The organism is Actinosynnema sp. NPDC023794 (assembly GCF_040639675.1).
Lineage (GTDB): Bacteria > Actinomycetota > Actinomycetes > Mycobacteriales > Pseudonocardiaceae > Actinosynnema > Actinosynnema luteola.
On the sequence record NZ_JBFAFR010000016.1, the window covers coordinates 147,828 to 173,164 of the forward strand.

22 protein-coding genes are annotated in these 25,337 nt (G+C 71.9%); 11 read left to right on the forward strand and 11 right to left on the reverse strand.

Translation table 11 applies throughout. From position 1 onward, the window contains the following. The first annotated feature begins 51 nt into the window (after nucleotides 1-51). Complete coding sequence (locus tag AB0H12_RS28560; RefSeq protein ID WP_499626902.1) at nucleotides 52-975, forward strand: heme o synthase; 924 nt, start codon at nucleotides 52-54, stop codon at nucleotides 973-975. 46 nt (nucleotides 976-1,021) lie between these two features. After that, a complete protein-coding gene (locus AB0H12_RS28565; protein WP_499626904.1) occupies nucleotides 1,022-1,822 on the forward strand; it encodes a hypothetical protein in 801 nt (266 codons plus the stop codon). Here the strand turns inward: AB0H12_RS28565 and AB0H12_RS28570 are convergent. Genes AB0H12_RS28570 through AB0H12_RS28580 form a run of 3 tightly spaced genes read right to left on the reverse strand, consistent with a single transcriptional unit; the run spans nucleotide 1,819 to nucleotide 4,190 of the window. Next, nucleotides 1,819-2,469 (reverse strand): HD domain-containing protein, encoded by a 651-nt coding sequence (locus AB0H12_RS28570; protein WP_499626906.1) that lies wholly within the window; start codon nucleotides 2,467-2,469, stop codon nucleotides 1,819-1,821. The genes AB0H12_RS28565 and AB0H12_RS28570 overlap by 4 nt on opposite strands. Before the next feature lie 59 nt (nucleotides 2,470-2,528). After that, nucleotides 2,529-3,176 (reverse strand): hypothetical protein, encoded by a 648-nt coding sequence (locus tag AB0H12_RS28575; RefSeq protein ID WP_499626908.1) that lies wholly within the window; start codon nucleotides 3,174-3,176, stop codon nucleotides 2,529-2,531. Between the two features lie 6 nt (nucleotides 3,177-3,182). Further along, nucleotides 3,183-4,190, reverse strand: a complete 1,008-nt coding sequence (locus AB0H12_RS28580) for a hypothetical protein (RefSeq protein WP_499626909.1) — start codon at nucleotides 4,188-4,190, stop codon at nucleotides 3,183-3,185. A gap of 221 nt (nucleotides 4,191-4,411) precedes the next feature. Here AB0H12_RS28580 and AB0H12_RS28585 point away from each other — a divergent pair, with 221 nt between their 5' ends. Beyond that, entirely contained in the window at nucleotides 4,412-4,999 is a 588-nt protein-coding gene (locus tag AB0H12_RS28585; RefSeq protein WP_499626911.1) for an FKBP-type peptidyl-prolyl cis-trans isomerase, read from the forward strand. 136 nt (nucleotides 5,000-5,135) lie between these two features. On the opposite strand, the gene AB0H12_RS28590 is transcribed toward AB0H12_RS28585, so the two are convergent. Together AB0H12_RS28590 and AB0H12_RS28595 are read right to left on the reverse strand one after the other, a co-directional pair. Continuing rightward, nucleotides 5,136-6,107, reverse strand: coding sequence for a quinone oxidoreductase family protein (locus AB0H12_RS28590; protein ID WP_499626913.1), 972 nt, complete (start codon nucleotides 6,105-6,107; stop codon nucleotides 5,136-5,138). A 95-nt stretch (nucleotides 6,108-6,202) separates the two neighbouring features. After that, nucleotides 6,203-7,825 (reverse strand): DUF885 domain-containing protein, encoded by a 1,623-nt coding sequence (locus tag AB0H12_RS28595; RefSeq protein ID WP_499626914.1) that lies wholly within the window; start codon nucleotides 7,823-7,825, stop codon nucleotides 6,203-6,205. 365 nt (nucleotides 7,826-8,190) lie between these two features. Here AB0H12_RS28595 and AB0H12_RS28600 point away from each other — a divergent pair, with 365 nt between their 5' ends. Continuing rightward, entirely contained in the window at nucleotides 8,191-8,478 is a 288-nt protein-coding gene (locus AB0H12_RS28600; protein WP_499626916.1) for a hypothetical protein, read from the forward strand. Continuing rightward, entirely contained in the window at nucleotides 8,475-9,326 is an 852-nt protein-coding gene (locus AB0H12_RS28605; protein WP_499626917.1) for an ATP-grasp domain-containing protein, read from the forward strand. The genes AB0H12_RS28600 and AB0H12_RS28605 overlap by 4 nt, the downstream gene beginning before the upstream one ends. Nucleotides 9,327-9,403: 77 nt before the next feature. Here AB0H12_RS28605 and AB0H12_RS28610 read toward each other — a convergent pair whose 3' ends face one another. Continuing rightward, on the reverse strand, nucleotides 9,404-10,978 hold the full coding sequence (locus AB0H12_RS28610) for a monocarboxylic acid transporter (protein WP_499626919.1): 1,575 nt from the start codon (nucleotides 10,976-10,978) through the stop codon (nucleotides 9,404-9,406). Continuing rightward, nucleotides 10,978-11,394, reverse strand: coding sequence for a DUF485 domain-containing protein (locus AB0H12_RS28615; RefSeq protein WP_230569136.1), 417 nt, complete (start codon nucleotides 11,392-11,394; stop codon nucleotides 10,978-10,980). Before AB0H12_RS28615 ends, AB0H12_RS28610 begins: the two co-directional genes overlap by 1 nt. Nucleotides 11,395-11,724: 330 nt before the next feature. On the opposite strand from AB0H12_RS28615, the gene AB0H12_RS28620 reads away from it, so the two are divergent. The 4 genes from AB0H12_RS28620 (at nucleotide 11,725) to AB0H12_RS28635 (ending at nucleotide 15,968) form a co-directional block, all read left to right on the forward strand. Further along, on the forward strand, nucleotides 11,725-14,304 hold the full coding sequence (locus tag AB0H12_RS28620; protein ID WP_499626921.1) for a nitrate- and nitrite sensing domain-containing protein: 2,580 nt from the start codon (nucleotides 11,725-11,727) through the stop codon (nucleotides 14,302-14,304). After that, entirely contained in the window at nucleotides 14,301-14,744 is a 444-nt protein-coding gene (locus AB0H12_RS28625; protein ID WP_123746617.1) for a roadblock/LC7 domain-containing protein, read from the forward strand. Before AB0H12_RS28620 ends, AB0H12_RS28625 begins: the two co-directional genes overlap by 4 nt. 7 nt (nucleotides 14,745-14,751) lie before the next feature. After that, nucleotides 14,752-15,279, forward strand: a complete 528-nt coding sequence (locus AB0H12_RS28630) for a DUF742 domain-containing protein (protein WP_499626923.1) — start codon at nucleotides 14,752-14,754, stop codon at nucleotides 15,277-15,279. Nucleotides 15,280-15,503: 224 nt separating this feature from the next. Next, entirely contained in the window at nucleotides 15,504-15,968 is a 465-nt protein-coding gene (locus tag AB0H12_RS28635) for a GbsR/MarR family transcriptional regulator (RefSeq protein ID WP_230569132.1), read from the forward strand. Here the strand turns inward: AB0H12_RS28635 and AB0H12_RS28640 are convergent. The 3 genes from AB0H12_RS28640 to AB0H12_RS28650 are packed head-to-tail and all read right to left on the reverse strand — an operon-like array spanning nucleotide 15,905 to nucleotide 18,622. Further along, a complete protein-coding gene (locus tag AB0H12_RS28640; protein ID WP_499626925.1) occupies nucleotides 15,905-16,858 on the reverse strand; it encodes a COX15/CtaA family protein in 954 nt (317 codons plus the stop codon). The two genes, AB0H12_RS28635 and AB0H12_RS28640, sit on opposite strands and share 64 nt — an antisense overlap. A 46-nt stretch (nucleotides 16,859-16,904) precedes the next feature. Further along, on the reverse strand, nucleotides 16,905-17,624 hold the full coding sequence (locus AB0H12_RS28645) for an ABC transporter permease (RefSeq protein WP_499626962.1): 720 nt from the start codon (nucleotides 17,622-17,624) through the stop codon (nucleotides 16,905-16,907). A gap of 59 nt (nucleotides 17,625-17,683) precedes the next feature. Beyond that, complete coding sequence (locus AB0H12_RS28650) at nucleotides 17,684-18,622, reverse strand: ABC transporter ATP-binding protein (protein ID WP_499626926.1); 939 nt, start codon at nucleotides 18,620-18,622, stop codon at nucleotides 17,684-17,686. 136 nt (nucleotides 18,623-18,758) lie between these two features. Between AB0H12_RS28650 and AB0H12_RS28655 the strand changes: the two genes are divergently transcribed. Together AB0H12_RS28655 and AB0H12_RS28660 are read left to right on the forward strand one after the other, a co-directional pair. After that, nucleotides 18,759-19,385 (forward strand): DUF998 domain-containing protein, encoded by a 627-nt coding sequence (locus tag AB0H12_RS28655; protein WP_499626928.1) that lies wholly within the window; start codon nucleotides 18,759-18,761, stop codon nucleotides 19,383-19,385. Further along, a complete protein-coding gene (locus AB0H12_RS28660; protein ID WP_499626930.1) occupies nucleotides 19,382-21,409 on the forward strand; it encodes a glycosyltransferase in 2,028 nt (675 codons plus the stop codon). The genes AB0H12_RS28655 and AB0H12_RS28660 overlap by 4 nt, the downstream gene beginning before the upstream one ends. A gap of 169 nt (nucleotides 21,410-21,578) precedes the next feature. Here AB0H12_RS28660 and AB0H12_RS28665 read toward each other — a convergent pair whose 3' ends face one another. Beyond that, nucleotides 21,579-25,223: a patatin-like protein gene (locus tag AB0H12_RS28665; RefSeq protein WP_499626931.1), complete on the reverse strand. Its 3,645-nt coding sequence runs from the start codon at nucleotides 25,221-25,223 to the stop codon at nucleotides 21,579-21,581. Nucleotides 25,224-25,337 lie beyond the last annotated feature (114 nt).

A 25,337-nucleotide genomic window follows, 5' to 3' on the forward strand; every position in this document is an offset into this window, starting at 1 on the left:
ACGCGCGGTTACCATCGGTCCATCCCCTGACCTGACGAGGAGCGCGACGCCATGAGTGCCGTCACCGAGGCTCCGGCGCGGTCGCCCCGGCAGGTCGTCGGCGCGTACGTCGCGCTGACCAAGCCACGGGTGATCGAGCTGCTGCTGATCACCACCATCCCGGCGATGCTCCTGGCCGCCCGCGGCCTGCCGCCGCTGTGGTTGATCGCGTGCACCCTGGCGGGCGGCACCCTGGCCGCGGGCTCGGCGAACGCGCTGAACTGCTACGTCGACGCCGACATCGACTCGGTCATGAAGCGGACCAGCGCCCGGCCGCTGGCGAAGGACGCCATCCCGCCGCGCAACGCGCTGATCTTCGGCATCGTGCTCGGCGTCGTGTCGTTCGGGTTCCTGTGGCTGACCACGAACCTGATGTCGGCCGTGTTCGCGGTGGCCACGATCCTGTTCTACATCTTCGTCTACACCCTCGTGCTCAAGCGGCGGACCTCGCAGAACATCATCTGGGGCGGCATGGCCGGCTGCATGCCGGTGATCATCGGCTGGTCCGCGGTGACCGGCACGGTGGCGTGGCCCGCGGTGGTGATGTTCGGCGTGATCTTCTTCTGGACGCCGCCGCACACGTGGGCGCTCGCGATGAAGTTCAAGGAGGACTACGCGCGCGCCGGCGTGCCGATGCTGCCGGTGGTGGCGACGGCGCAGCAGGTCACGCGCCAGATCGTCATCTACTCGTGGATCACGGTCGCGTGCACGCTGCTGCTGGCGCCGGTGACGTCGTGGATCTACGTCGCGATCGCGGCGGCCTCGGGCATCTGGTTCGCCGTGTTCGCCCACCGCCTGCACGGCGTCGTGCGGCGGGGCGGCTCCACCAACACCATGAAGTTCTTCCACCTGTCGAACCTCTACCTGATGCTCGTGTTCTGCGGCTTGGCCGTGGACGCGGTGATCGGGCTGCCGGTGCTCGGCTGGCCGTTCTGAGCTTGATGCACTTTCCGCATATTTGCGGATAGCCAGCCTGATCGGCATGGCTGTGCAGGGGGGTGGGCCGCCACCCGATCGGGCGACGTTCGACAAGGCAACAGTGGACCGCCGGCAGGTCTTCGGCGGCATGGCGGGCGTCGCCGGGCTACTGGTGTCGGTCTTCGGCGGCATCAAGGACCACGTGCCGTTGTCCCTGTTCGCGGCCGGTGCGGTCACCCTTGTGGGTGTCTGGTTGCTGTACCGCTGGGGCCGCCGCCCGCGCCAGCACCTGACCAAGCACTTCGTGTTGCCGGTGTTGCTGACGGTGGTGGGCGCGGCCACAGGTGGTGTGCTCGGCGGCCTCGAACTGCGACCGACCGGTGGGTCCGCCCAGCCCGCCGTCACCACCACCACGGCAACCACCACGCCCACCACGACCTCCGCCACGCAGGCCAGGACGGACCGCTCGTCGACCACCACCGCGCCCGCGGCCGACACGTCCGCCGCGGGCGCGCCCGGTGAGTTCCGGTCCGAGCGAATCGCCTTGTCCTGGAGTTACGCCATCGACTTCGACGCGCCCGACGCCGAGAACCGGGGCGTCCTCCAGGACCTGACCAACCAGGCCGAGATCGAGTACATCGACGGGCTGCGTGGCCGGGACCTCGGCGTGGTCACCGGCAAGCCGTCGCAGCAGGACTGCGTCAGGGCCACCGAGCTGCTCGACTACGTGCCCGAGGAGATGCTGGTCAAGGACGCGGCGTTCTGCGCGAAGACCTCGGAGGGGCGCTGGTCTCGGTTCATCGTCGTGAAGGCAGGCGACAACAGGCTGGAGTTCGACCTCGTCGTCTGGGAGAAGCAGGCTTAGGACACCGCGGACAGCAGCTCGTTCACCGTCGGGTCGTCCAGCGACTCCACGATGCACGACCACAGCTCCAGGTTCGCCGTGGCCCACCGCGAGTACGTGGCCGCCGCCTCCGGGTCGTAGAAGTAGTACCCCTCGTCGTGCTTGCCCCGCTGCTCGCCGACGATCTTGTGCGCCAGCTCCTTGAGCGTGATGCCGTTCTCCTCGAGGTACTTGGGCGCGAGCACCACCGGCGTCACCGGCAGCGCCTTGAACAGCGTGTCCGCGTCGGACAGCGCCTGCGCCTCGAGTGAGATGTCGCGGTGGCGGGTGCGCATCTCGGCCTCCTCGACCACCGCGTCCACCCGCGCCGCGACCTCGTCCGGCACGCCCGCGCGCGCCAGGATGTCCAGCCGCAGCTTCCTGCCGTCCACCGGCAGCGAGTTGCGCCGGACCATGTAGTTCACGTCGTGGACCAGGGCGGCCACCTCGACCAGCGTCTCGTCCGAGGAGTTGCGCCGGGCGAAGTGGACGGCCTTGTCCCGCACGAAGCTGACGTGGTGCCAGCCGTGGAACTGCAGTTTCGCGGCGAGGTCGCGGCACAGCCGCCACACCTCGCCCTCCACCTCGGAGATCGCCCGCGCCGTGACTGCCTTCGTGACCGTACTCATTGGACCCTCCCGTGCCGGGTGGGCCGATGGTAGGGGCGCGCGAAGATCCTTGGCGCGGGTTAGAGGTTGTTCGTCAGGTCCTCCAACCTCGCCTCGACCGGCACGTGCCGGTGGCTGGTCCGGGTGTCGGGGTCGTAGCTGAGGCTCCACGGGCTGACCGCGCGCGACTTGACCAGGAACGTCATGGTGTCGTCGGCGGCCTTCGGGATGCGGTGGAACTCGTGCGCGAGCATCGTGCCCGAGGAGCCCTCGTGGGCCTCGGCGCTGCGCAGCAGGGTGGTGGACACGATCTGCCGGCCGTCGTCGGCCACGTCCGCGGTGAAGCGCTCGTGCAGGTAGGAGCCCGACACGATGGTGGTGCAGAAGTGGTAGCGGTGGTTGTGGATCGAGTCGGCGTAGCCCGGTCGCCAGTCCTGCTGCGGCTTGTACTCGTGCAGCCAGAACGTGAACGGCTCGGCCGGCTCGTCCCGCAGGCACCACGCGAAGTGGGTCGTCGTCTCGCGGGACCTGGCCACCACGCGCATCTCGTCCTGCGGTGAGAGGGCGCGCAGGTGCCCGCGCAGCCTCTCCCGCAGGCCGGGTCGGCCCGCCCACTCCTGGAAACGCCTCTCGACGTGTCCCCAGTGGTCGACGACAGGGGGGTCGGCCACGGCGATGAGCGTGGCGAGCTCCGCGAGGGCGGAGAACCCGGTGAACTCGGTGAGCACGACTTATCAGCTCCCCAGCTGAGCGGAGGCGGAGAATTCTTTGCGGAATCGGTGGAACTTCTCCTCGAGCGATCGGAACCCGTCCTCGGTGAGCGGGTCGCCGGTGATCTTCTCGAACAGGGCGAGGAAGTCCGTCCGACTGGTGCCCGGTGTGATGACGATGTGGAGCCCTGCCTTGGAATTGCTGATGCGCAGGAACTCGGCGCGTTCCATCCCGTAGATGAACGAGCCCTCCGAGAACCGCACCGTGCGCGGGTAGAGCCGGATCACGCCCGCGCTGGTGTTGCTGTAGAGGGTGAGCCAAACGCTGTCGTCGAAGAGCTCCAGCCGGTCCAACGGTGGGTCGGACACGATCGTCAGGTCGATCCGCGAGCACCGGCCGCGGGCCAGGAACAGGCCCACCAGCCCGATGGAGATCTGCTCGCGCAACCGCGCCGCGATCGCGTCGTAGTCGCCGTCCACGCCCTCGTTGCGCAGCAGGTACCGCGCCCGCCCGCTGATCGCGTCGTCGTCCCGTGGATCGGCCAGGACGGCTCTGAGCTCGCACTCCGTCTGCGACAGCAGCAGCCGGCCGGCCGCGTAACGACCCGCGAAGCCGCGGAACACGTACAGCCGGGTGCGTTCGAGGTCCTGCATCATGACCTGGTTGAAGGCCGGATCGGGCCGTGCGGTCGGCTCGAACACGTGAGTGGGGAAGAACTCGCGGTCCAGGGCCCGGTACTCGGTGGTGAGGTCGCGCAGCGCCCGGCGGCTCTCCTCCACGACCGGCGTGATCAGCGCCCGTTGCGCGGCCGAACTGGTGATCAACGTCTGCCCGAAACCGACCACGGCGGATATCAGCGTGCCGGTGCCGACCGACGTCAGGAACGTGCGCAGCGCTCCTTGATCCATTGCGCTGGAAACGGCCAGAGCGCTGCCGGAAGTGACGACTAGGCTGAGCAGGAGCAGCCCTGTTCTGGTCCAGAACAATTCCTGTAACAGGTTGCTGCGGATGCCCTTCGGCTCCGCGGACACGGTGTCACCTCCTTGGTGGGCACTCGAACGGCCGAATGCTCTCGGTATGCGATCAAGTGCGCGGAGTTACTGTACGCGCGAGTACGCAACTGCGGAAGCGGTAATTAGTGGCACATTTGCGGATTGTTTCGAAGATCGACGACAGCGCACCGTGATCGGCGTTGGGCCTGCCGGTGGGGCCCCGGCGCGCCGCGCGGGCGTGAACCCTAAGCTCGGCAACCATGCGTACTGTCGGCCGTACGGCCCTGGCTCTCGTCTCCTTGTTGTCCGCCGGTCTGGCGCTGACCGCGTGCACCGCTAGCGACCGGCCGTCCACCCTCACCAACACCCCGTCCGCGACCGCCGCGCAGCCCGAGGCGCAGCCCACCGAGGCCGACCTGCCCGAGCCGAGCGGCCCGCCGTGCGAGGTGGCGCAGTACCAGGTGACGGGCGCGGCGGGGGAGAAGCCGACGATCACCGTCCCGACCGGCTGCACGCCGCAGGACGGACTGCTGGTCGAGGACCTGACCGAGGGCACCGGCGCGGAGATCAAGCCCGGCTCCACCGCCGAGCTGCACTACGTGCTGGCGACGTTCCGCGACCAGCGGACCCGTGAGTCGTCCTGGGACAACGGCGAGCCGTTCGAGCTGGCGAACATCGGCCAGGCCAACGTGATCCAGGGCTGGAACGAGGGTCTGATCGGGCTCAAGGAGGGCGGTCGCCGGCTGCTCGTCGTGCCGTCGGACAAGGGTTACCCGAACGGCAAGGACGACATCCAGCCCGGCGAGACGCTGATCTTCGTGGTCGACGCGGTCAAGGTCGCGGGCTGAGCGGTCCGCCAGGAGCGGCGGAAGGGCGGTCCCGCGTCGGGGCCGCCCTTCCACGCGTCCGGGCCGCTGAGCCCGGGCCCTGAGCCTGGACCCTGAGTCCGGGCCCTGATTCCGGGCCTGTCGGCGCCCGTCGGCGTCAGGGCAGGAGCAGCAGCTTGCCGGTGGTGCGGCGGGCTTCCAGGTCCTCGTGCGCCCGCCGTGCCTCGGCCAGCGGGTAGCGCCCGCCGATCCGCACGGTCAGCGAACCGTCCACGACGGCGGCGAACAGCTCACCGGCCCGCCACTCCAGTTCCTCGCGGGTGGCCACGTGCGCGCCGAGCGACGGCCGGGTCAGGAACACCGAGCCCGCCTCGTTGAGCCGCTGCGGGTCGAACGGCGGCACCGCGCCGCTGGACGCGCCGAACAGCGCCAGCACGCCGCGCGGCTTCACGCTGGCCAGGCTCCCGTCGAACGTGGTCTTGCCGACGCCGTCGTACACCGCCTCGACGCCCACGCCGTCGGTCAGCTCCCGCACCTCGGGCGCGAAGTCCACCAGGTCGTACCTGATCACCTCGTCGGCGCCGGCCTCGCGCGCCAACGCCTCCTTGGCCTCGGTGGACACCGTGCCGATCACGCGCGCGCCCCGCGCCTTGGCCAACTGCACCAGCAGCAGCCCCACACCACCTGCGGCGGCGTGCACGAGCACCGTGTCGCCCTTCTGCACGGGGTACGTGGACGCGACGAGGTAGTGCGCGGTCAAGCCCTGGAGCAGCAGCGCGCCCGCCGTGTCGTCGTCCACGCCCTCGGGCACCGGCACCGCGTACTTGACCGGCACGACCGCCTGCTCCGCGTAGCTGCCGAGGGACTGCGCCCAGGCCACGCGGTCTCCCACCGCGAACCCGGCGACGTCCGGGCCGACCGCGCTCACCCGGCCGGCGCCCTCCATCCCCGGCCCGAACGGCAGCGACAGCGGGTAGCGACCCTCGCGGTGGTAGCAGTCGATGAAGTTCACCCCGGCGGCGGCCACGTCCACGAGCAGCTCGCCCGGGCCGGGCGAGGGCGCCTCCACGTCGGCGATCTCCAGCGCTTCCGGCCCGCCGGTCGCGCGCACCACCACTGCCTTGGGCATCGTGCGTCCTCCTGATCGCTCTGTTCCTACGTCAGTACGCCAACCGCCGCGGCGGTCGATCTGTTCCGCGACCGGTCGCCGTCCCCGCGCGCGTCTCAGCTGCCGAGAGCGACCTTGCGCGCCAGACCGAGCGGCAACGCGCCCGCGCCCGCGATGGTGTCGTGGAACTCGCGCAACGACCCGGTGTACTCGGACCGGATGCGCTCGATCTCCAACGCGCCGGTCAGGTACGACGGCGCCTGCGTCGGCCACGCGCAGTACCGGCTGACCTCGCCGGCGGCCGTGCCGGGCGTCAGCGACGCCTTCGTGGTCATGAACTCCTCGGCTTCCTCGACGGTCATGTCGCCGCAGTGCAGCGCGGTGTCCACGATCATCCGCGCGGCGCGGAACAACCGCGCCTCGACGTGCGCCAACTCCTGCGCCCGCGCCTTGGCCGCGTCGCCGACCACCTCGGCGGTGAAGTAGCCGTGCTCGCGCAGCAGCTTCTCCGCGTACAGCGCCCAGCCCTCGGAGAAGTACGGCGTGCGGAACACCTTGCGCACCGGCCGGTCCTGCGCGGCCAGCCACGACAGGTGCCAGTGGTGGCCGGGGTACGCCTCGTGCACCGCGATCGTGGCCAGCTGGGCGCGGGAGTTGGTGCGCAGCCGCTGGGTGGTCTGCTCGGCGGTGAACCCGTCCGGCGGGAACGGCACGAAGAAGTGGCCCGTCCGCTGGTCGGTCAGCGGCGGCGGCGACATGTAGGACGCCACGGACAGGACCGGGCGCTGGAACGTGGGCGACGGCACCACCCGGCACTCCTCGCCCTCGGCGAACGTCACCAGGCCGTGCTCGACCAGGAACGCCCGCGCCCGCCGCGTCTCCGCCTCGTACTCGGCGCGCATCGCCTCCGGCGTCGGCGGGTGGTCGTCCTGGAACGACGCCATCACCGCGTGCCAGTCGTCCGACCCGGCCAGCTCGCGCATCTCGGCGTCCAGCTCGGCGTAGGCGGCGCGGCCCCGCTCGTGCAGCTCCGCCGCGCCGTAGCCCAGCACCTCCTGCTCGCGCAGCAGCGTCGAGTAGAGCCCCTCGCCCACCCGCCAGTCGCCCTCGGCGCGGTCGGCGAACTCGGTCAGGAACGCCGCCAGCTCGTCGAACGCCCGCGCGGCGGGTTCGGCGGCCTCGGCCAGCTCCGCGCGCAGCGCCGGGTCGGACACCTCGGCGGGCAGCGTGGCGGTGAGGAACGCCCGGCCGGTGCGCGCCTGGTCGGCGGCGCGCTTGACGATCTTCGGCGAGGCCAGCCCCGGGTCCAGGTTCGCCCGGCACTCGGCCAGCACGGCGGGCACCTCGGCCAGCCGCTTCACCACGCTCGTCACCAGCTCCGGCTCCGGCCGCAGCCGGTTGAGGAACGCGCTGAACAACGGGTACAGCACCGCGCTGGTGTAGACGGACGGGTCGCGCCGCCACGAGGGCCACGTCGCCTTCGCCCGCACGCCGCGCAGCACGGACACGACGAGGTCGCGGTCCACGGAGCCCTGGAGGTCGTCGGTGCGGACCGCGGCGAACCGGTCGAGCCACGCGTCCGCGCCGCGTTCGTACTCGGTGAACGCGCCCGCGCTGAAATCGCCGAGGGTGTGGTCGTGGGCGAGTGAGCCGAACATCGCGGCGGTGCCCGGGTTGCGGTCGAAGTGCCACGCGAGGAACTGTTCGACCAGGTGGGTGAGGTTCGGGGTATCGGTCACGACCCGCAAGCTACCTCGCGATCGCGAGGTCCGTGAGTACGCGGATCGACCGTTGTCCCACCCGACCGCGGGTTCCTGGTGCGCTCTGCCGTCAAACCGCGGACGAGGTGGGTCGCCGCCGCAGACCTCCGGCCTGGCCGGGTCACCGAGCCGGGGAAGCGCATCTGATTCGTCCGGCTGCAGGCTGCCGTCACCGTCGAACCGTCACGATGGAGGTCCACACGGGCATGTGCGCCACGGATGGGTTCCTGACCGGCAGCGGCACCCGAGAAGCGCCGGCGAGGCGGCCGGGTGACGCCGCTTCGCCGGTGTCGTGAGTGCGGTCACGTGCGCGGAAGTTACCGACAGGTTCTAGTCTGGCCGACGTGGCAGAGGACAAGAAGATCGGGCGCGCGGTGCGGACGGCGACGGCGTTCGTGGCCGCGCACGGAAAGCCCGCCCGCGCGGTCGTGCAGAACGTCGGGCGGGCAGGCGCGCGGGTCGTGCTGGTCGGCGACGACGGCGCCATGGGCGACGTGGTGCTGCCGGACGTGGCGGCGGCGGAGGCGCTGGTCGAGGCCGTCGCCGACCTGGAACGGCACGAGTGGGACCGCGAGACGACGGCCGCGGTGAAGATCGGGCCGGCGCACCGGCGCAAGATGGCCGGCCGGTGAAGGTCCTCTTCGCGACCTGCGACACGCTGCCCTCCGGCGACGGCGACGACGACGCCCTGGTGGACGCCCTCGCCGACGTCGGCGTGCACGCGTCGTGGACGGCGTGGGGCACGCCGACGTCGGCCGACCTGGTCGTGCTGCGGTCCACCTGGGACTACACCGAGCGGCTGCCGGAGTTCCTGGCCTGGTGCGACGCCGAGCCCGCGCTGGTGAACCCGGCGTCGGTGGTGCGGTGGAACACCGACAAGACCTACCTGGTCGAGCTCGCGCGCCACGGCGTGCCGGTCGTGCCGACGGCGGTGGCCGGGCCGGGCTTCACCGACTGGCCGGACGGCGAGTTCGTGGTGAAGCCGACCGTCGGCGCCGGTTCGCGCGGCGCGCTGCGCGTCGCGGCCGGCGACCACGAGACCGCCGCCGCGCACCTGGGCGCCCTGGGCGCGCCCGCGCTCGTGCAGCCGTACCAGTCGCACGTGGACTCCGTCGGCGAGACCGCGATGGTGTTCCTGGGCGGCCAGTACTCGCACGCGTTCACCAAGGGCGCCATGCTCACGCCGGACGCGGAGTTCGACGAGTCCGGGCTGTACATCGTGGAACGCCTGTCCGGCGCGGCGCCGTCACCCGCGCAACGCCGGGTCGCCGAGGACGTCATGGACGCCGCCGCCGCGCTGACCGGCCTGCGCCGCGACGACCTCCTGTACTCGCGGGTGGACCTGATCCCGGGCGCCGACGGCGCGCCGCTGCTGCTGGAGCTGGAACTGGTCGAGCCCTCGCTCGGCCTCCGCCAGACCGACGCCACCGCGCCGCTCCGGTTCGCCTCGGCGGTCCGGGCGGCCCTCGCCCGGCGGTAGTCCCCGAGCCGACCCCGTGAGGACGCCGAACGCCGGAGCACGGGGTTCCGGCGTTCGGCGTCCTCACCGCGAAGGTCTCACTTCAGTCCGGAGCCGATGCCGGTCAGCGACCGGACCTCCATCTCGGCCTGCTTGACCGGATCGGCCTTCTCCTTGCTCAGGACCGTGCCGAGGTAGCCGCACAGGAACGAGAACGGGATCGACACCAGGCCCGGGTTGCTCAGCGGGAACCAGGCGAAGTCGACGTCCGGGAAGATCGACGACTTCGCGCCGGACACGGCGGGGGAGAAGGCGAGCAGGAAGATGCACGACCCGAGCCCGCCGTACACCGACCACAGCGTCCCCGGCGTGTTGAACCGCTTCCAGAACATCGAGTAGATGATCGTCGACAGGTTCGCCGACGCCGCCAGCGCGAACGCCAGCGCCACCAGGAACGCCACGTTCTGCCCGTTCGCCGCGATGCCGCCGACGATCGCCAGCAGGCCGACCACGACCGCCGTCAACCGGGCGACCCGCACCTCCGACCGCGGGTCGGCCTGGCCGTGCTTGATCACGTTCGCGTACACGTCGTGCGCGAACGACGCCGACGCCGTCAACGTCAGACCGGCCACGACCGCCAGGATCGTCGCGAACGCCACCGCGCTCACCACGCCGAGCAGCACCGCGCCGCCCACCTCGTAGGCCAGCAGCGGCGCGGCCGAGTTCTCGCCGCCGGGCGCCGCCGCGATCTCCTTCGAGCCGACCAGCGCCAGCGCGCCGAAGCCGATCACCAGCGTGCACAGGTAGAACGTGGCCATCATCCACGTCGCCCACACCACCGAGCGGCGCGCCTCGCGGGCGTTCGGCACGGTGTAGAACCGCATCAGCACGTGCGGCAGCGACGCGGTGCCGAGCACCAGGGCCAGCGCCAGCGAGATGAAGTCGAGCCGGCTGGTCGGCGTGCCGCCGTAGCGCACGCCCGGCTCCAGCACCTCCGGCCCGAGGGGCGTGTTCCGCGACGCCGCCTCCAGGATCGCCGACAGGCTGAAGCCGAACTTGCCCAGCAGGAACACCGTCAGCAGGGTCACGCACATGATCAGGAAGACGGCCTTGATGATCTGCACCCACGTGGTGCCCTTCATGCCGCCCAGCAGCACGTACAGCACCATGACGATGCCCACCACGGCGATGATCACCGACTGGCCGACCTTGCTGTGCACGTCCAGCAGCAGCGCCATCAGCGCCCCCGCGCCGGCCATCTGCGCGATCATGTAGAACAGCGAGATCACCAGGGTCACGTTGGCCGCCGCGGCGCGCACCGGGCGTTGCCGCATCCGGAACGCCAGCACGTCGCCCAGGGTGAACCGGCCCGTGTTGCGCAACCGCTCGGCGATGATCATCAGGCCGAGCAGCCACGACACGACCCAGCCGATCGAGTAGAGGAACCCGTCGTAGCCGTTGACCGCGATGCTGCCGGAGATGCCGAGGAACGACGCGGCGGACAGGAAGTCTCCCGAGAGCGCGATGCCGTTCTGCGGCCCGGTGAAGCTGCTGCCCGCGGCGTAGTAGTCCGACGCGGTGGCGTTGCGGGTGCCCGCCCGGTACACGACGTAGAGGGTGATCAACACGAAGACGCCGAAGACGCCGAGGTTGATCGCGGTGTTGCCGCCCATCAGGCCTGGTCCTCCGCGGTGAGCGAGCGGACCGCGTCGACCTGCGGGTCGAGCTTGCGCCGCGCGTAGCGGGCGTAACCCAGCGTCAGCGCGATGGTGGAGACGAACTGGAGCAGCCCGAACAGCAGGCCGACGTTGATCACGCCCCACACCGGCGTGCCCATGAAGTCCGGCGCGTACGCCGACAGCGCGACGTAACCCAGGTACCACAGCAGGAACCCGCACGTCGCCGGCACCACGAAGATCGCCGTCCGCCGGCGGAGCTCGCGGAAATCAGCGCTCGCCTGTAGCGCGACGAAGTCCGGGTCGCCCGCTTCGTCGACCAACAGGGATGACCCCGGGTCGTCGAAAGTGGCGAAGCCGCGCCCGCCGCGAGCGGGTCTGGAATCCGTCGGAGGCAGGATCGCCTTCGTCATCAATCCTCCACGGGGATTTGCCTCGCCGCGCACGCGGATGCGCGGGCCGCCGGCGAGCGCTCAGCGTAACCGCGTTGGGCCGCCAGTCAACGACGTGCCGCCAACGGTCGTGTCACCGCTGCTCAGTCGATGCCGGACCGTTGTCTCGACTGGCGTCCGTGTCGCCCGGTGTCGTCACGCTGCGCCGATCGGATGAGGACCTACCGCAAGGTCGTTGTCCCACGCCTGTTCACCACCTACTATCCGCCCAGCAACATCACGGTCGTCGATCATCAATACGTCGACGTCCTTCAACTGCGAAACAACTACGGACTTTCCGGGGCTTGTCTGGTGACTGGCGACAACATCGCGCGCGGGCAGTGGTGGAGCGCCGTCGCGGACTGGCGGAATTGGCGTCTGCCGGTCAAGCTCGCCGCCGTGCTGGCGGTGCCCGTGCTCGTCGCCGTCGGCGCGGGCGTGGTGCAGATCCGCGGGTACGTCAAGAGCGCCGACACCTACGCCTCGATGCAGCGCATCGTCACGCTCCGTGCCGGAATGGACCCGCTGATCGCGGGCGTGCAGGCGGAACGCGCGCGGTCGGCGCAGCGGGCCGAGGGCGCCGGCGTGCCCGAGGCCGACTTCCGGGAGCTGACGCGCGTCACCGACAACGCCGCCGCGGGCGTGCGGAACCTCATGGAGCGCACGACGACCCTCGGCGAGGTCGCCAACGCCCGGTTCCGCGACGTGACGGTCCAGCTCGACGGCCTGCCGCAGCTGCGCGAGCGCGTGGTGTCGGGCAGCGTCGACCTGGAAGGCGCCATCGGCGGCTACACCGTGGTGCTGCGCGCCCTGCTCGACTTCGACCAGGCCATGGTCGGCGACTTCGGCGACCCGGCGCTGTCCGGCACCGCGACCGCGCTGCACAACCTCGCCATGGCGGGCGAGCAGGTGTCCTGGCAGCACGCGACGGTGCAGGCGGGCATCAGCCGCGTCCGGCTGCTCGACTCCGAGGACGTCGCGCTGGAGCAGTCCTACACCCGCCAGCAGGACAAGCTGGCCGACTTCTCCGCCGTCGCCACGCCGCAGCAGCAGGCCGACTTCCGCAGCACCGTGTCCGGTCAGGAGGTCGACCTCCGCAACAGCCTGTTCCAGCAGGTCCGCACCAACTCCACCGCGGTGGAGCTGTTCGTCAAGGCCGAGGACTGGAACCGCGGCTCGGAGGCCACGCTCCGGCAGATCGGCGTCGTGCTGCACTCGCTGGAGGGTCAGCTGACCGCCGCCGCGGGCCGGTTGCAGGACTCCACCAGCGACCGGGCCGGCGCGGCGTCGGTGATCCTGCTCGCCTCGATGTTCGCCGCCGCCGCGGTCGGCTACGTCGTCGGCAGCTACCTGCTGCGCTCCCTGCGCGCGCTGCGCACCGCCGCGCTGGACGTCGCCGAGCACCGGCTGCCCACCCTCGTGGCGCAGCTGCGGGAGAACGCCGCGCACGACGTGAGCGTGGTGCCGGTGCCCGTGCACACCAGGGAGGAGTTCGGCCAGCTGGCGCGCGCGTTCGACGCGGTGCACCGGCAGGCGGTCAGCTCCGCGGCCGAGCAGGCCGACCTGCGCACCGGCATGCGCAACGCGTTCATCAACCTGTCCCGCCGCAGCCAGGGCCTGGTGGAGCGGCAGCTCAAGCTCATGGAGGAGCTGGAGCGGCAGGAGGAGAACCCCGAGCAGCTGGCGAACCTGTTCAAGCTGGACAACCTCGCCACCCGGATGCGCCGCAACAACGAGAACCTGATGGTGCTGTCGGGCAGCGACGTGGCCCGCCGCTTCACCCGCCCGGTGCCGCTGGGCGACGTGCTGCGCGCCGCCGCGTCCGAGATCGAGCAGTACCAGCGGGTCGTCGTGCAGACCACGCCGTCGGTCGAGGTCGTCGGCTACGCCGCGGGCGACCTGGTCCGGCTGGTCGCCGAGCTGCTGGACAACGCGACCACGTTCTCGCCGCCGCGCACCCAGGTGATCGTCGGCGGCCGGCCGCGGCCCGGCGGCGGCGTGCTCGTCGACGTGATCGACCTCGGCGTCGGCATGTCGGAGGAGGACCTGGCGCAGGCCAACCGCCGGATCGCGCTGGCCGCGTCGGAGGAGTCCGGCGAACTGCCCGTGTCGCGCCAGCTCGGTCTGTACGTGGTCGGCAGGCTCGCCGGGCGGCACGGCATCGAGGTGTCGCTGCGCGAGCAGGGCGACGGGCTGCGCGCGGTCGTGGCGCTGCCCGCCGAGCTCGTGCGGCCGACCGGCTCGACGCCGTCCCGCGTGCCGGCCGCGCAGCCGTCCATCCCGGCGCCGTCGCCGTCCGCCGGTCCGCAGCCGGCGCTGCCGCGCCCCGCCGGTCCGCAGCCGGCCCTGCCGCGCTCCACCGGTCCGCAGCCGGCGCTGCCGCCGTCGACCGGCCCGCAGCCGGTCCTGCCGCGGGCCGCCGTGCCGCCGCCCGCTGTGCCGTACTCCTCTGCGCCGTACTCCTCCGGGCGGCAGCCGGTGCTGCCGCCCGTCGTGCCGCTGAAGGACGACGGGTGGACCCCGTTCAGGGGTCGCACCGTCGACACCCCGGCCGACACCCCGCCCGCCACGCGGCGGACGGCCTCGACCTGGTTCGGCGGCGCCGCGGCGCCCTCCGGACCGGCGGAACCGGCGCGGCACCGCGCCGCGGACACCCACGCGCGCGGGGAGGCGCCCGTGAACGACAAGCCCGTGAACGACAATCCGGCGGAACTGCCCAAGAGGCAGCCGCGGAGCAATCTGGTGGCCGAACGGCCGAGTGCGCCCGACGCGGTGGCACCCGTACGGAGGGATCCGCAGGCGACACGCGGCTTCCTCGCCAGCTACCAGACCGGGATCCGGCAAGGTGTGCGGGGTTCCGGTGAGAATCGAGCTGGGCAGGAGAGCGGATGAGCACGCAGAAGTCGCGACAGGTCGACCAGTTCGGCTGGCTGGTGAGCAACTTCGCCGATCGCGTGCCCGGGGTGGCCCACGCCGTGGTGATCTCGGTGGACGGTCTGCTGCTGACCGCGTCCAACGGGCTGCCCGACGACCGGGCCGACCAGTTGGCCGCGATCGCGGCGGGCGTGGCGAGCCTGACCGAGTCGGCGGCGAGGTGCTTCGACGGCGGCGGCGTGTTGCGCTCGGTGATCGAGATGCAGTACGGGATCATGCTGCTGATGTCCATCAGGGACGGCTCGTGCCTCGCGGTGCTGGCCGCACCGGACGCCGATGTCGGCCAGGTCGCCTACGAGATGACCGTGGTCGTGGACCAGGTCGGCCAGCTCCTGACCCCCGAGCTGCGCGCCCAGCTCCACGGTGCGAAGCGGATGATGGCCCGCCCGTCTGCGTGAGGTGGTCATGGACCGGAACGAGGACACCGGGTCGTCGGACGAGACGTTCGCCGCCCTGCTCAACGGGTTCAGCCTCGACTCCTCCCGCCGCCGCAAGCAGGAGCAGTCGAAGCCCGAGCCTCGCCAGGCCGGGACCGGGGACACCAAGCCCCACCGCCCGGTCTTCGACGACGAGGACGATTTCGAGTACCCGCGCGAGGAGGCGGCGTCGATCGTCCGCGCCTACTCGTGGACCGGTGGCCGGACCACGTCGTCGATCCAGCTGGAGATCGAGACGCTGGTGTCGGCGGTGGACTGGGACTACCCGGGAGCCATGAAGGCCGAGTACCACGAGGTGATCTCCCTGGTGGCCAGGCCGCGGTCGGTGGCGGAGGTCGCCGCCCTGCTGCGCCTGCCCCTCGGCGTGGCCAAGGTGCTGCTGGGCGACATGGCCGAACGCGGCCTGATCGACGTCCACCGCACCGCGTCCACCGACGGCGAGTCGCCGGACCTGGGCCTGATGGAACGGGTCCTGGCGGGCCTCCGCCGCCTCTGACCAGCGCGTGTCGAACCTCCAGCACCCGCGAGTCCTACGTTCAGCACGCGAGAGTCCTACGTTCAGGACGCGTGTGTCCTACGTTCAGGACGCGTGTGTCCTACGTTCAGGACCCCCGAATTCAACGCTCAGGACGGCGCGCCGCCTTTGCGTGATGATCAGCACACGACCTATCGTGGCTTCAGTGTCGACCGAAGTACCGGTCGTCGAGCCGAGGGGGTCGGATGAGCGTCGGACGGGAAACGCGGCTGTCGGCGTGGATCGAGCGGTTCGCGGCGCACTTCGCCGAGGAGGGCATCCCGCTGATCGGCGGTCGCATCCTCGGCTACCTGCTGGTGTGCCAGCCCACGGAACGGACCGCCGCCGAGCTGTCCCAGGAGCTGGAGGCCAGCAGCGGCTCGATCAGCACCAACCTGAAGTTCCTGGTCAACGCCGGCCTGGTGACGAAGCGGACGCGGCGCGGCAGGCAGGCGGCGCAGTACCGGATCAACGAGAAGCGGTGGGTCGACCTGATCCAGCGCAAGCTGGACGCCCTGGTGAGCGTGCGCGAGCTGACCGAAGCCGGGATGCGACTGATGAGCGGCGACCCGGAACGAGCCGTGCGGCTGCGGACCGTGGACGACCTCTACACGTGGCTGGCGACGGAGCTGCCCGCGGTCTGGGAGCGCAGGCCCTCGTCCTCGCGCTGAGTCCGTTCGCGGGTCGACACCCACAGGGCGGCGGTGGCGACGACGACCGCGCCGGCGCCCAGCACGTGCAGCGAGACCAGAACCTCGGGCACGCCGGTCCAGTACTGGACCATGCCCAGCGCGCCCTGCGCGAGCACCACGGCCACGAGCGCGTAGTACGGCCGCCGCGGCACGGGGTGACCGCGCAGCGCGAAGCCCAACGCGATGAGCATGCCGAGGAACAGGAACAGCAGGTCGGCGTGCACCTGCGACAACGTGTCCACCGACACGTCCAGGCGCGGGGTGGCCGCGTCGCCCGCGTGCGGCCCGGCGGCGGTGACGAACGTCCCCGCCAGCAGCAGCAGCCCCAGCGTCACGGCCTGCACGACCTGCAGCTTCAGCAACGCCCGCGGCACGCGCGGCCTGGCGGGCTCGTCGCCCTCGCCCAGCGCCGCGACCAGCAGCACGGCGAACCAGACCAGCAGCATCGACACCAGGAAGTGCACGCTCACCGTCCACCACAGCAGGCCGGTGAGCACGGTGAACCCGCCGATCACGGCCTGCAGCACGACGCCGCCGAACTGCACCAGCGCCAGCACCACGACCCGCTTGCGCCGCGGCCGGTTGAACCACGCCGCCAGCACGCACAGCGCGGCGATGACGCCGACCACGCCGGTCAACGTGCGGTTCCCGAACTCGACCCACTGGTGCAGCGACGCCACCTCGGGGTGCTCGACCGGCACGAGGCTGCCTTCGAAGCACTGCGGCCAGGTGGGGCAGCCCAGGCCCGATCCGGTCACCCGCACGATCGACCCGGTGACCGCGATGCCGCCTTGGGCGATCACGACGGCGATGGCGAACGCGCGCTGGAACGTGCTCAGGAAGGTGGTGAACCAGGATGGGGCGGACACGAACCGATGGTAGGTACCACTGGCTGAGAACCGCCGCCCGGGGGTGTCACCCGAGCTTGGTGGTCTTCATCGCCAGGGCGCCGGCGGCCACGCCCCAGACCACCAGCACGGCGACGTGGCCCGGGCTCGGCGCCGTCCCCTCGACCACGGCGTCGTGCAGCGCGAGCGCGAGCGCGGCGGACGGCAGCGCGTCGACGACGGTCGCGAGCCAGGTCGGCAGGCTGTCGACGCCGAGCGCGACACCGCCGATGAGCAGCAGCACGAACCACACGATGTTGGCCAGCGCGAGCACGATCTCGGCCCGCAGCGCGCCGCCGAGCAGCACGCCGAGCGCGCCGAACGACAGCGTGCCGAGCACGATCAGCCCGACCGCCCACAGCAGGCCGGTCGCGGACGGCAGCCGCCAGCCCAGCCGCAGCGCGATCGCGGTGATGATCACGACCTGCACGGCGACCACGGCCAGGGCCGCGACGACCCGCCCGGCGACCAGCAGCCAGCGGGGGAGCGCGGTCGCGGCGAGCCGCTTGAGCACGCCGTAGCGCCGGTCGAAGCCCAGCGCGATCGCCTGCCCGGTGAACGCGGACGAGATCACGGCGAGCGCGAGGATGCGCGCGGTGGCCGAGCCGACCCGCGGTTCGGGCACCGGGATGACGTCCATGAGGCTCATCGCGACCAGCAGCGCCGCCGGGATGAGCACCGTGAGCAGGATCTGCTCGCCGTTGCGCAGGGTGAGCACGGTCTCGGTGCGCGCCTGGGCGAGCAGCATCCGGCCGAGCTTCCCGCGTCCGGGCGCGGGCGTGAACGTGCCGGGCGCGAAGGATTCCGTCACGAGCGCAGCTCCCTGCCGGTCAGCTCGAGGAACACGTCCTCCAGGCTGCGCCTGGCCACGGTGAGCTCCTCGGCCAGCACGCCCTGCTGCGCGCACCACGAGGTGACCGTGGAGAGGACCTGCGGGTCGATGGTGCCGTGCACCAGGTAGGTGCCCCGGCTGGCTTCACGCACCTCGAGGCCTTCCGGCAGGGCGTCGCGCAGCAGCGTCAGCTCCAGCCCCGGTCGGGCGCGGAAGCGGAGCTGCCGGTCGTCGGCGTGGTGCTCGGTGAGCTCGGCCGGGCTGCCCTGCGCCACGACGCGGCCGGCGTCGACGATGACGACGTGGTCGGCGAGGGCTTCGGCCTCGTCCATGAGGTGGGTGGTGAGGAGCACGCTCACGCCGTCCGCGCGCAGCGCCGACACGAGCTCCCACACCAGGCGGCGGGCCTGGGGGTCCATGCCGGCGGTCGGCTCGTCCAGGAACACCAGTTCGGGCCGTCCGACCAGGGCGCACGCCAGCGACAGGCGTTGCTGCTGCCCGCCGGACAGCCGCTTGTACGGGGTGCGCACCGAGGACGACAGCCCGAGCACGTCGAGCAGCCACGCGGGGTCGAGGGGGTTGGCGGCGCAGGCGGCCACGAGGCGCAGCATCTCGTCGGCCCGCACGCCGGGGTAGCCGCCGCCGCCCTGCGGCATCACGCCGATGCGGGGGCGCAGCCGGTCGCCGTCGCGCTTCGGGTCGAGCCCGAGGACGCGGACCTCGCCGCCGTCGGCCGCCCGGAACCCCTCGCACACCTCGACGGTCGTCGTCTTCCCGGCGCCGTTGGGGCCGAGGAGCGCGAGGACCGTGCCGGTGTCCAGGGTGAGGTCGAGTCCGTTCACCGCGACGGTGGAGCCGTAGCGCTTGACCAGCCCCGACACTTCCACGGCAGGGTGCGGGGGGTGCGGGCTCACGACGCGGAAGCCTAGGGCGTCGCCCGCCCCGGCCCGGTGGTGGGGTCAGCCCTACCAGGGTTCTCCGGGTGGCTTCAGGGTCGTCTCGGGGGTGTTCCCGATATCTTCGGTCACCATTCCGGGCGAAGATTTTCCCGTGGTGGAGATCCGGGGGAAAAGACGAGCGGCGGTGTTGCCGCTGGCTGTTGTGGGGCTCGTCCTGTCGCTGTTCCCGATTGTTTACCTGCACGTGGCGTCGGTCGGCGAACTCAGCCCCATCGCCCACACGATCAGCGACTACATCTTCGTGGACAACGGCAGCGGGCTGCTCGCCGTCACCTCGCTGACGCTGGCGGCGGCGTCGATCGGCCTGCTCGTCGCCCTGATCCGGTCCGGTTTGCCCAGGCGGGGGCCGGTGGCGCTGCTGATGGGGCTGTGGTCGGCAGGGTTGGCGGTGGCGACGGTGTTCCCCACCGACCCGACCGGCACGCCCACGTCGTTCTCCGGCGCGGTGCACCGGTACGCGGGCGCGGTGATGTTCGCGAGCCTGCCGCTGGCCGGGTGGCTGATTTCCCGCACGTTCATCTCCAGTACCGCACTTCGCCGTTTTTCCGTCGCCGCGGGTATCACCTCGGTGGCATTCATGCTCAGCCACGTCTCGGTGGTCTACCCGGGCGGCGGCGCGGTCATGCTCGGGCTTTTCGAGCGCGTTTTGTTCGCGTTGCTTTACGGGCTGCTGTTCGCGTTGGCCTCCGCGGTCCTGCGCCGCGAGGAGGCGTCATGACGTGGCTCGCCGTCCTGCTCGCGGTGCTCGGCGCCGTGTTCTTCGCCTACGCCGCACGTCTGCAGCACGACGCCGTGCGGGCGAGCGAGGGCGCCGCGTTGCGGGTCCTGGACCTGCTGCGCAGGCCGCGGTGGCTGCTGGGCCTGGTGCTGCTCGTCCTGGGGGCCGGTGTGCACGCGGCGGCGTTGGGGATGGCGCCGTTGAGCGTGGTGCAGCCGGTCGGCGTGGTCGCGATCGGCATCACCGCGGTGCTCGACGGTCGTCGGCGTGAACTGCCCGCGGTCGCGTGGACCACGTTCGGCGTCGGGGCGTTCGTGCTCCTGGCCGCTGGCAGCGCCACGTCCACCGCGGTCGTGCCGGAGGCCGAGGTGAAGGCCGCGCTGCTGGCGCTCGGCCTGATCGCGGTCCCGGGCCTGGTCGGCGTGCTGTCGACCCGGCCGGCGGTGCGCGCCCTCGGCTTCGGCGCGGCGGGCGGTGTCGCCTACGGCTTCGTCTCCGTGCTCATGCGGTCGGTGTCCCAGGACGTCCAGCAGGGCGGCCTGGCGTGGACGACCGCGTTCTCGGCGGCGGGCATCGTCGCCGCCCTCATCGTCGGCGGCTGGTTCATCCAGCACGCCTACGCCAGCGGACCGCCGCACGTGGCGGTCGCCTGCCTCACCGTGGTGGACCCGCTCGTGGCCGTCGGCATCGGCGCGGGGCTGCTCGGCGAGGCGACCCGGACCAGCCCGCTCGTCGGCGCCGCCCAGGTGGTGTGCGCCGCGATCGCCGTCGGCGGTGTCGTCGCGCTGGCCCGCACTCGAACCACTTCCGCAGTTCCCACCAGATCGGAGACGACAGTGACCAACGGACGCGCCATGCGGATCGTGATCGCCGCGGAGACGTTCCCGCCGGACGTCAACGGCGCGGCCCGGTTCGCCCACCGCCTCGCCACCGGCCTGGCCGGCCGCGGCCACGACGTGCACGTGATCTGCGTGTCGGCGGACGGCGCGGCCCGCACCGAGCGCGCCGACGGGATCACCGTGCACCGGGTCCGCTCGCACCGCACGCCGTTCCACCGCACGTTCCGCATCGGGCTGCCGTGGCAGGTGCGCGAGGACGTCGGCGTGCTGCTGGAGGAGCTGCGGCCGGACCTGGTGCACGTGCAGGCGCACTTCGTGGTGGGTCGGTACGTGCTGCGGCAGGCGGCTGCCCGGGGGATCCCGACGGTGGCGACGAACCACTTCATGCCGGAGAACCTGTTCGGGCACGCCCACGTGCCGGCGTGGTTGCAGGGCATGGCGTCGCGGTGGGCGTGGAGCGACCTGGGGCGGGTGTTCGGTCTCGCCGACGTGGTGACGGCGCCGACGCCGCGGGCCGTGCAGCTGCTGCACGACAACGGCTTCCCCGAGCGCGCGGTGCCGGTGTCGTGCGGCATCGACATCGACCGGTACCGGGGGCGTCAGCCCGTGCGGCACACCGACGCGCCGACCGTGCTGTTCGTCGGCCGGCTGGACGAGGAGAAGCGGGTCGACGAGCTGCTGCGGGCGTTGGCGCTGGTGCCGCGGTTGCACGCTGAGATCGTCGGTGACGGCTCGTGCCGTGCCGAGTGGGAACTGCTGGCACGTGACCTGGGCATTTCCGACCGCGTCCGCTTCCGCGGCTTCGTGAGCGAGTCCGAGCTGCTGGACGCCTACGCCGCGGCCGACGTGTTCTGCATGCCGGGCATCGCGGAGCTGCAGAGCCTGGCGACGATGGAGGCGATGGCCGCGGGCAAGCCGGTCGTGGTGGCGGACGCGATGGCGTTGCCGCACCTGTGCAAGCCGGGTCGCAACGGCTGGCTGTTCACGCCGGGTGACGTGCGCGGCCTGGCGGACCGCCTGCACGCCGTCACCGTCGACCCCACCGTGACCGCCCGGATGGGTGCGGCGAGCAGCGAGATGATCGCCGCGCACGCCATCGACACCACCCTGGAGACCTTCGAGTCCCTCTACGCCCGCGCCCTGGGCCTCCCCACCGTCCACCGCACCCCCGCCCTGGCGGCCTAACCCCCGCGAGAGTCCTACGTCCAGCCCTCGAGAGTCCTACGTCCAGAACGCATGAGTTCAACGCTCAGACCGGGTCGGTGCCCGGAACCCGCCGTCCGAGCGTTGAACTCACGGGTCCTGAACGTAGGACTCTCGGCCCGCGAACGTAGGACTCTCGCGTGTGTGGGGGTCAGTCGACGTCGGAGCCGGTGGTGGAGCGGTAGGCCGCGCGGTTGGCCACGCGGTGGCCGTTGGCGGTCAGGCGGGGCTTGCCGGTCGCGTCCAGCTCGGTGAGGAACTTGAACAGCATCCCGTGACCCTCCAGCCGCTTCAGCAGCGCCTCGGCCACCCCGTCCGGCTCGAAGTCCACAATGGACATCTGTTCCACCAGGGACGTGGCGATGGTCCGCCTGGCCCGCAACGGCACCCACCACGTCGTCACCAACAGCAGCACCAAGCCGAACGCCAACGCCGTGCCGAGCACCGCCTCCCACCCGGTGAACCGCAGCGAGAACGCCTGCACCACCGCGGCGATGACGAGCAGCACGCTCCCGTACACCGCGGCCCACCCGGCGGTCGCGGACGCGGGCGGCTCGGCGGCCTCCGTGTCCCACACGCCGTCCACCTGCCGCCACCGGCGCAGCGAACTGCCCAGCACGTACGACGTGACCCCGCCGAACACGATCGCCACGACCGTGCCGACCACCACCAGCGCCGGGCTCAGGTCGTACAGCCGGTACCGCACCACGGCCCACACGCCGACCACGATCGCCGCCGCCACGAGCACCCGCACCAGCAGCCGGGGCTTGAGCCGGATCTTGCCCAGCACGGCCAGCGGCGTGCCCACCGGCGCGGGCAGGCTGCCGATGATCAGCAACCCCACCACGACCAGCAGCACGCCACCCACCGCCACCATGCCCGTCACGGCCTGGTCGCCGGTCTCGCCGGACGCCAACGCGTCCCTCGTCCGGTCGATCGCCACCGTCACCAGCGGGATCACCGGCGACAGCAGCACCAGACCGTGCAGCAGCGTTCCCGACCGCAGCGCTGCGTATCCGAACGCGGCCAGCAGCGTGCCACCGCCGAACGCCGCCGCCGGACCGACCGCCCACGGTGGCAGCAGGTCGAACAACGACAGCACCAGCAGCGCCCCGCCCAGCGCGAACCCGAGCAGCCCCAGGAACTGCGCCAACCGTCCGCCCCTGGTCAGGCCGGTGATCGTCCAGTACGGCAGCAGCGCCGCCCCGCGCAACGTCCTGGTCAGCGGTTTCGCCGTGCCCAGACCCGAGTTGTCGCTGTCGGCCACGGTGATCGCCACCGCCGCGGCCGTCGCCGCCGTCCGGATCACCTGGTCGCTGCTCGCCTCCTGCACCAGCGGCTCACGCCCGATGCCCGCCCGGTCGAACGCGCTCAACCCCCGCACGCCCACCTCGATCCGCTCCGCGTCCGTGCGCACGGGCAGCCGGGCCAGCAGCGCGGCCTGCTCCTCCAGGAACAGCTCGCCGCGCGACCGCCGGTCCGCGCCCTCGTGCCGGTCGGCCAGGATCGCCGCGCGCAGCGCGGGCAGCTCCTCGCAGATGATCCGGACGTGCAGCCCCCACGCGGCCAGCTCCGCCAGCGCCGCGCACGTCGGCGGGTGGTCGCCGTCCGGGCTCGCGTAGACCTTCCCCAGCTCGGCCTTCGCCCGCTCGACGTACGGCCCGAGCTCGTCCGGCACGCCGTCGCCGAACAGCTTCACCACCAGGTCGTCGACCTGCGCCGCGGCCCGTTCGACGGGGTCTCCGCCCGCGCCGGTCAGCCGGTCGACGCGCAGCAGCCGCTTCGGGTCGAACACCACCTTGCACAGCATGGTCGCGCCGTCGAGCCGACCCCAGATCCAGTCGTTGACCCGCCAGGACCGCTTGAGGAACCCGGAGAACCGGTGCAGCGACGCGCCGCCCGCCTTGTCCTCGGCGGTGATGCTGTACTCGGCGAACGCGTTGCGCGTCTGCAGGCTGATCTGCACCAGCTCGACGGCCTGGTCGAGGCCGCCGCGGGTGTCGTCGGCCAGGCACGTCGTCGCGACCTCCAGCGCCAGCACCCGGGACAGCCACAGCTCGCCCGCCACCAGGCCCGCCGCGGCCTCGGCGTCGGTGCGCGGCTCGGTCAGCAGCCGGTGCCACGACCGCAGCTCGCCCACCCGCAGCTGCTCGGGCTCCAGCTGGTCGAGGATGTCGTGCGCGTCGCCGAGGACGCCCGCGATCCGCTCCACCTGCTCACGCACCCGCTGCCCGACGCCGTCCGGCTCGTCCAGCATCTTCTCGGCGAACCGGTGGACCCGCCGTTCCCAGTACGCCTGGTCCAGCTCCTCGGTCCCGTCCGTGGTCCAGTGCTCGTCCAGCTCGATCCGGGCGGCGCGCAGCCTCGCCCGCACGTCGAACAGGTTCGTGCGGGCCATCGCCAGCCGCTGGGCGTCCGGCATCACCCACACCAGGCGTTTGAGCACGTCCATCGCGGCGGACGCGAGCCGTTCGGCCATCGTGATGCCCCACGGCCAGCCGTGGTCGGGCAGGGCGACCGGCTGTGGCCGCGTCGGCACGTACGGCAGCTTGCTGTGGTCCGCGCGGTACTCGCGCTGCGCCGCCTCGGCCGCGGCGCGGACCCGTTCGAACGTCCAGCCGGCGGCGTTCGTGCCCGGCACCTCGAACTGGCGGGTGGTGACGTCGCGGGCGGCGTGCCGGATGCGCACGTCCTCGTAGTGCTCGTGCAGGGTCTCGGCCAGCGCGTACACCTTGTCGGTGACCGAGCCACCGGACGCGAGCCGGTCCAGCAGGGCATTGCGCCCGCCGCGGCGGGAGGCGGCGTTGCGGTTGTGCTCCTCGATGCGGTCGACGTAGGTCCGCCCGCTCTGGCTGGTCAGCGCGCCGAGCAGCTTGCCGCCGGTGGCGATGGTGCTGGGCAGCGCGCCGTCCACGGGCGCCACCGGCTCCACCACCGCCTCGGGCGCGTGCGGGAACACCAGCAGCATCACCCGTCGGACCGGGCCTTCGGCGGGCATCCGGTCGATGGCCTCCAACGCCTCCTTGGTGGGCGTGTTGACCAGGACGCCGCCGTCGACGGCGTAGCGGGACCGGTTGTCGGTGTCGTTGGCCCAGGACGCGACCTCGGCCATGTTCGGCTTGTCGCCGTCGGGCGCGCCGGGTGCGACCGGGATGAAGGAGGGCTCGAACGCGAACGGGAACGACGCGGACGAGCGCGCGGCCAGCGCCATGCGGCTGACCAGCGTCGGGAGCTTGTCGGCGGTGAAGTCGTCCCGGCCGCCGGGGTCGCGGCGGAACGAGAAGCTGCCCTGGTGGGTGGCCTGCACGAGGGTCTGGCCGAGGTCGTCGTGGGTGACCGTGGGCACGCCCGCGAGCAGCGTGGTCGTGATGCGCAGGTCGACCGGTCGGTCCTCCTGCGGGGTGAAGTCGGTGGTCAGGCGTTCGAGTGCTTCCCGGAGCCTCGGGAGGAAGAACTCGTCGCCGCGCAGCAGCGACGCCGGCTGCCCCCGGAACGGCGTGCGCAGCAGCTGTTCCATCCGGCCTTGCTCGGCCCACAGGTCACGCAGCCGTTCCAGCCGGGCGCTGGCGTTGACCTGCGACAACGCCAGTGCGGCGCCGTTGATGCCGCCTGCCGACGTGCCCGTGATGACGTCGGCGCGCGCCGTGCTGCCGACCATGTCCAGCAGGTCGGCGTACGGGCCGTCACCCCTGGTCAGCCGGTCGAGCTCGAGCACCACCCCGCCCATCCACACGGCGAGGCTCACACCCCCGTTCAGCACGACGGCGAACCGGATCTGCTCCCTGGGCACGTCCACCACGACGCCACCTCCCCTTGCCCCGATCCTCCCGCACCCCCTACCTCGCCCACCGCCCCCACCCGTTACACCCCGCGCGTGTCGAACGCTGAGGTCCCGCGTGTCGAACCCTCA

Excerpts from the sequence above, each read along its gene's own strand:
- AB0H12_RS28585 (WP_499626911.1), top strand. The coding sequence starts at position 4,412 with ATGCGTACTGTCGGCCGTACGGCCCTGGCTCTCGTCTCCTTGTTGTCC.
- AB0H12_RS28570 (WP_499626906.1), bottom strand. The coding sequence starts at position 2,469 with ATGAGTACGGTCACGAAGGCAGTCACGGCGCGGGCGATCTCCGAGGTG.
- AB0H12_RS28560 (WP_499626902.1), top strand. The coding sequence starts at position 52 with ATGAGTGCCGTCACCGAGGCTCCGGCGCGGTCGCCCCGGCAGGTCGTC.
- AB0H12_RS28660 (WP_499626930.1), top strand. The coding sequence starts at position 19,382 with ATGACGTGGCTCGCCGTCCTGCTCGCGGTGCTCGGCGCCGTGTTCTTC.
- AB0H12_RS28615 (WP_230569136.1), bottom strand. The coding sequence starts at position 11,394 with ATGACGAAGGCGATCCTGCCTCCGACGGATTCCAGACCCGCTCGCGGC.
- AB0H12_RS28590 (WP_499626913.1), bottom strand. The coding sequence starts at position 6,107 with ATGCCCAAGGCAGTGGTGGTGCGCGCGACCGGCGGGCCGGAAGCGCTG.
- AB0H12_RS28610 (WP_499626919.1), bottom strand. The coding sequence starts at position 10,978 with ATGGGCGGCAACACCGCGATCAACCTCGGCGTCTTCGGCGTCTTCGTG.
- AB0H12_RS28625 (WP_123746617.1), top strand. The coding sequence starts at position 14,301 with ATGAGCACGCAGAAGTCGCGACAGGTCGACCAGTTCGGCTGGCTGGTG.
- AB0H12_RS28565 (WP_499626904.1), top strand. The coding sequence starts at position 1,022 with ATGGCTGTGCAGGGGGGTGGGCCGCCACCCGATCGGGCGACGTTCGAC.
- AB0H12_RS28635 (WP_230569132.1), top strand. The coding sequence starts at position 15,504 with ATGAGCGTCGGACGGGAAACGCGGCTGTCGGCGTGGATCGAGCGGTTC.
- AB0H12_RS28645 (WP_499626962.1), bottom strand. The coding sequence starts at position 17,624 with ATGCTGCTCGCCCAGGCGCGCACCGAGACCGTGCTCACCCTGCGCAAC.
- AB0H12_RS28630 (WP_499626923.1), top strand. The coding sequence starts at position 14,752 with ATGGACCGGAACGAGGACACCGGGTCGTCGGACGAGACGTTCGCCGCC.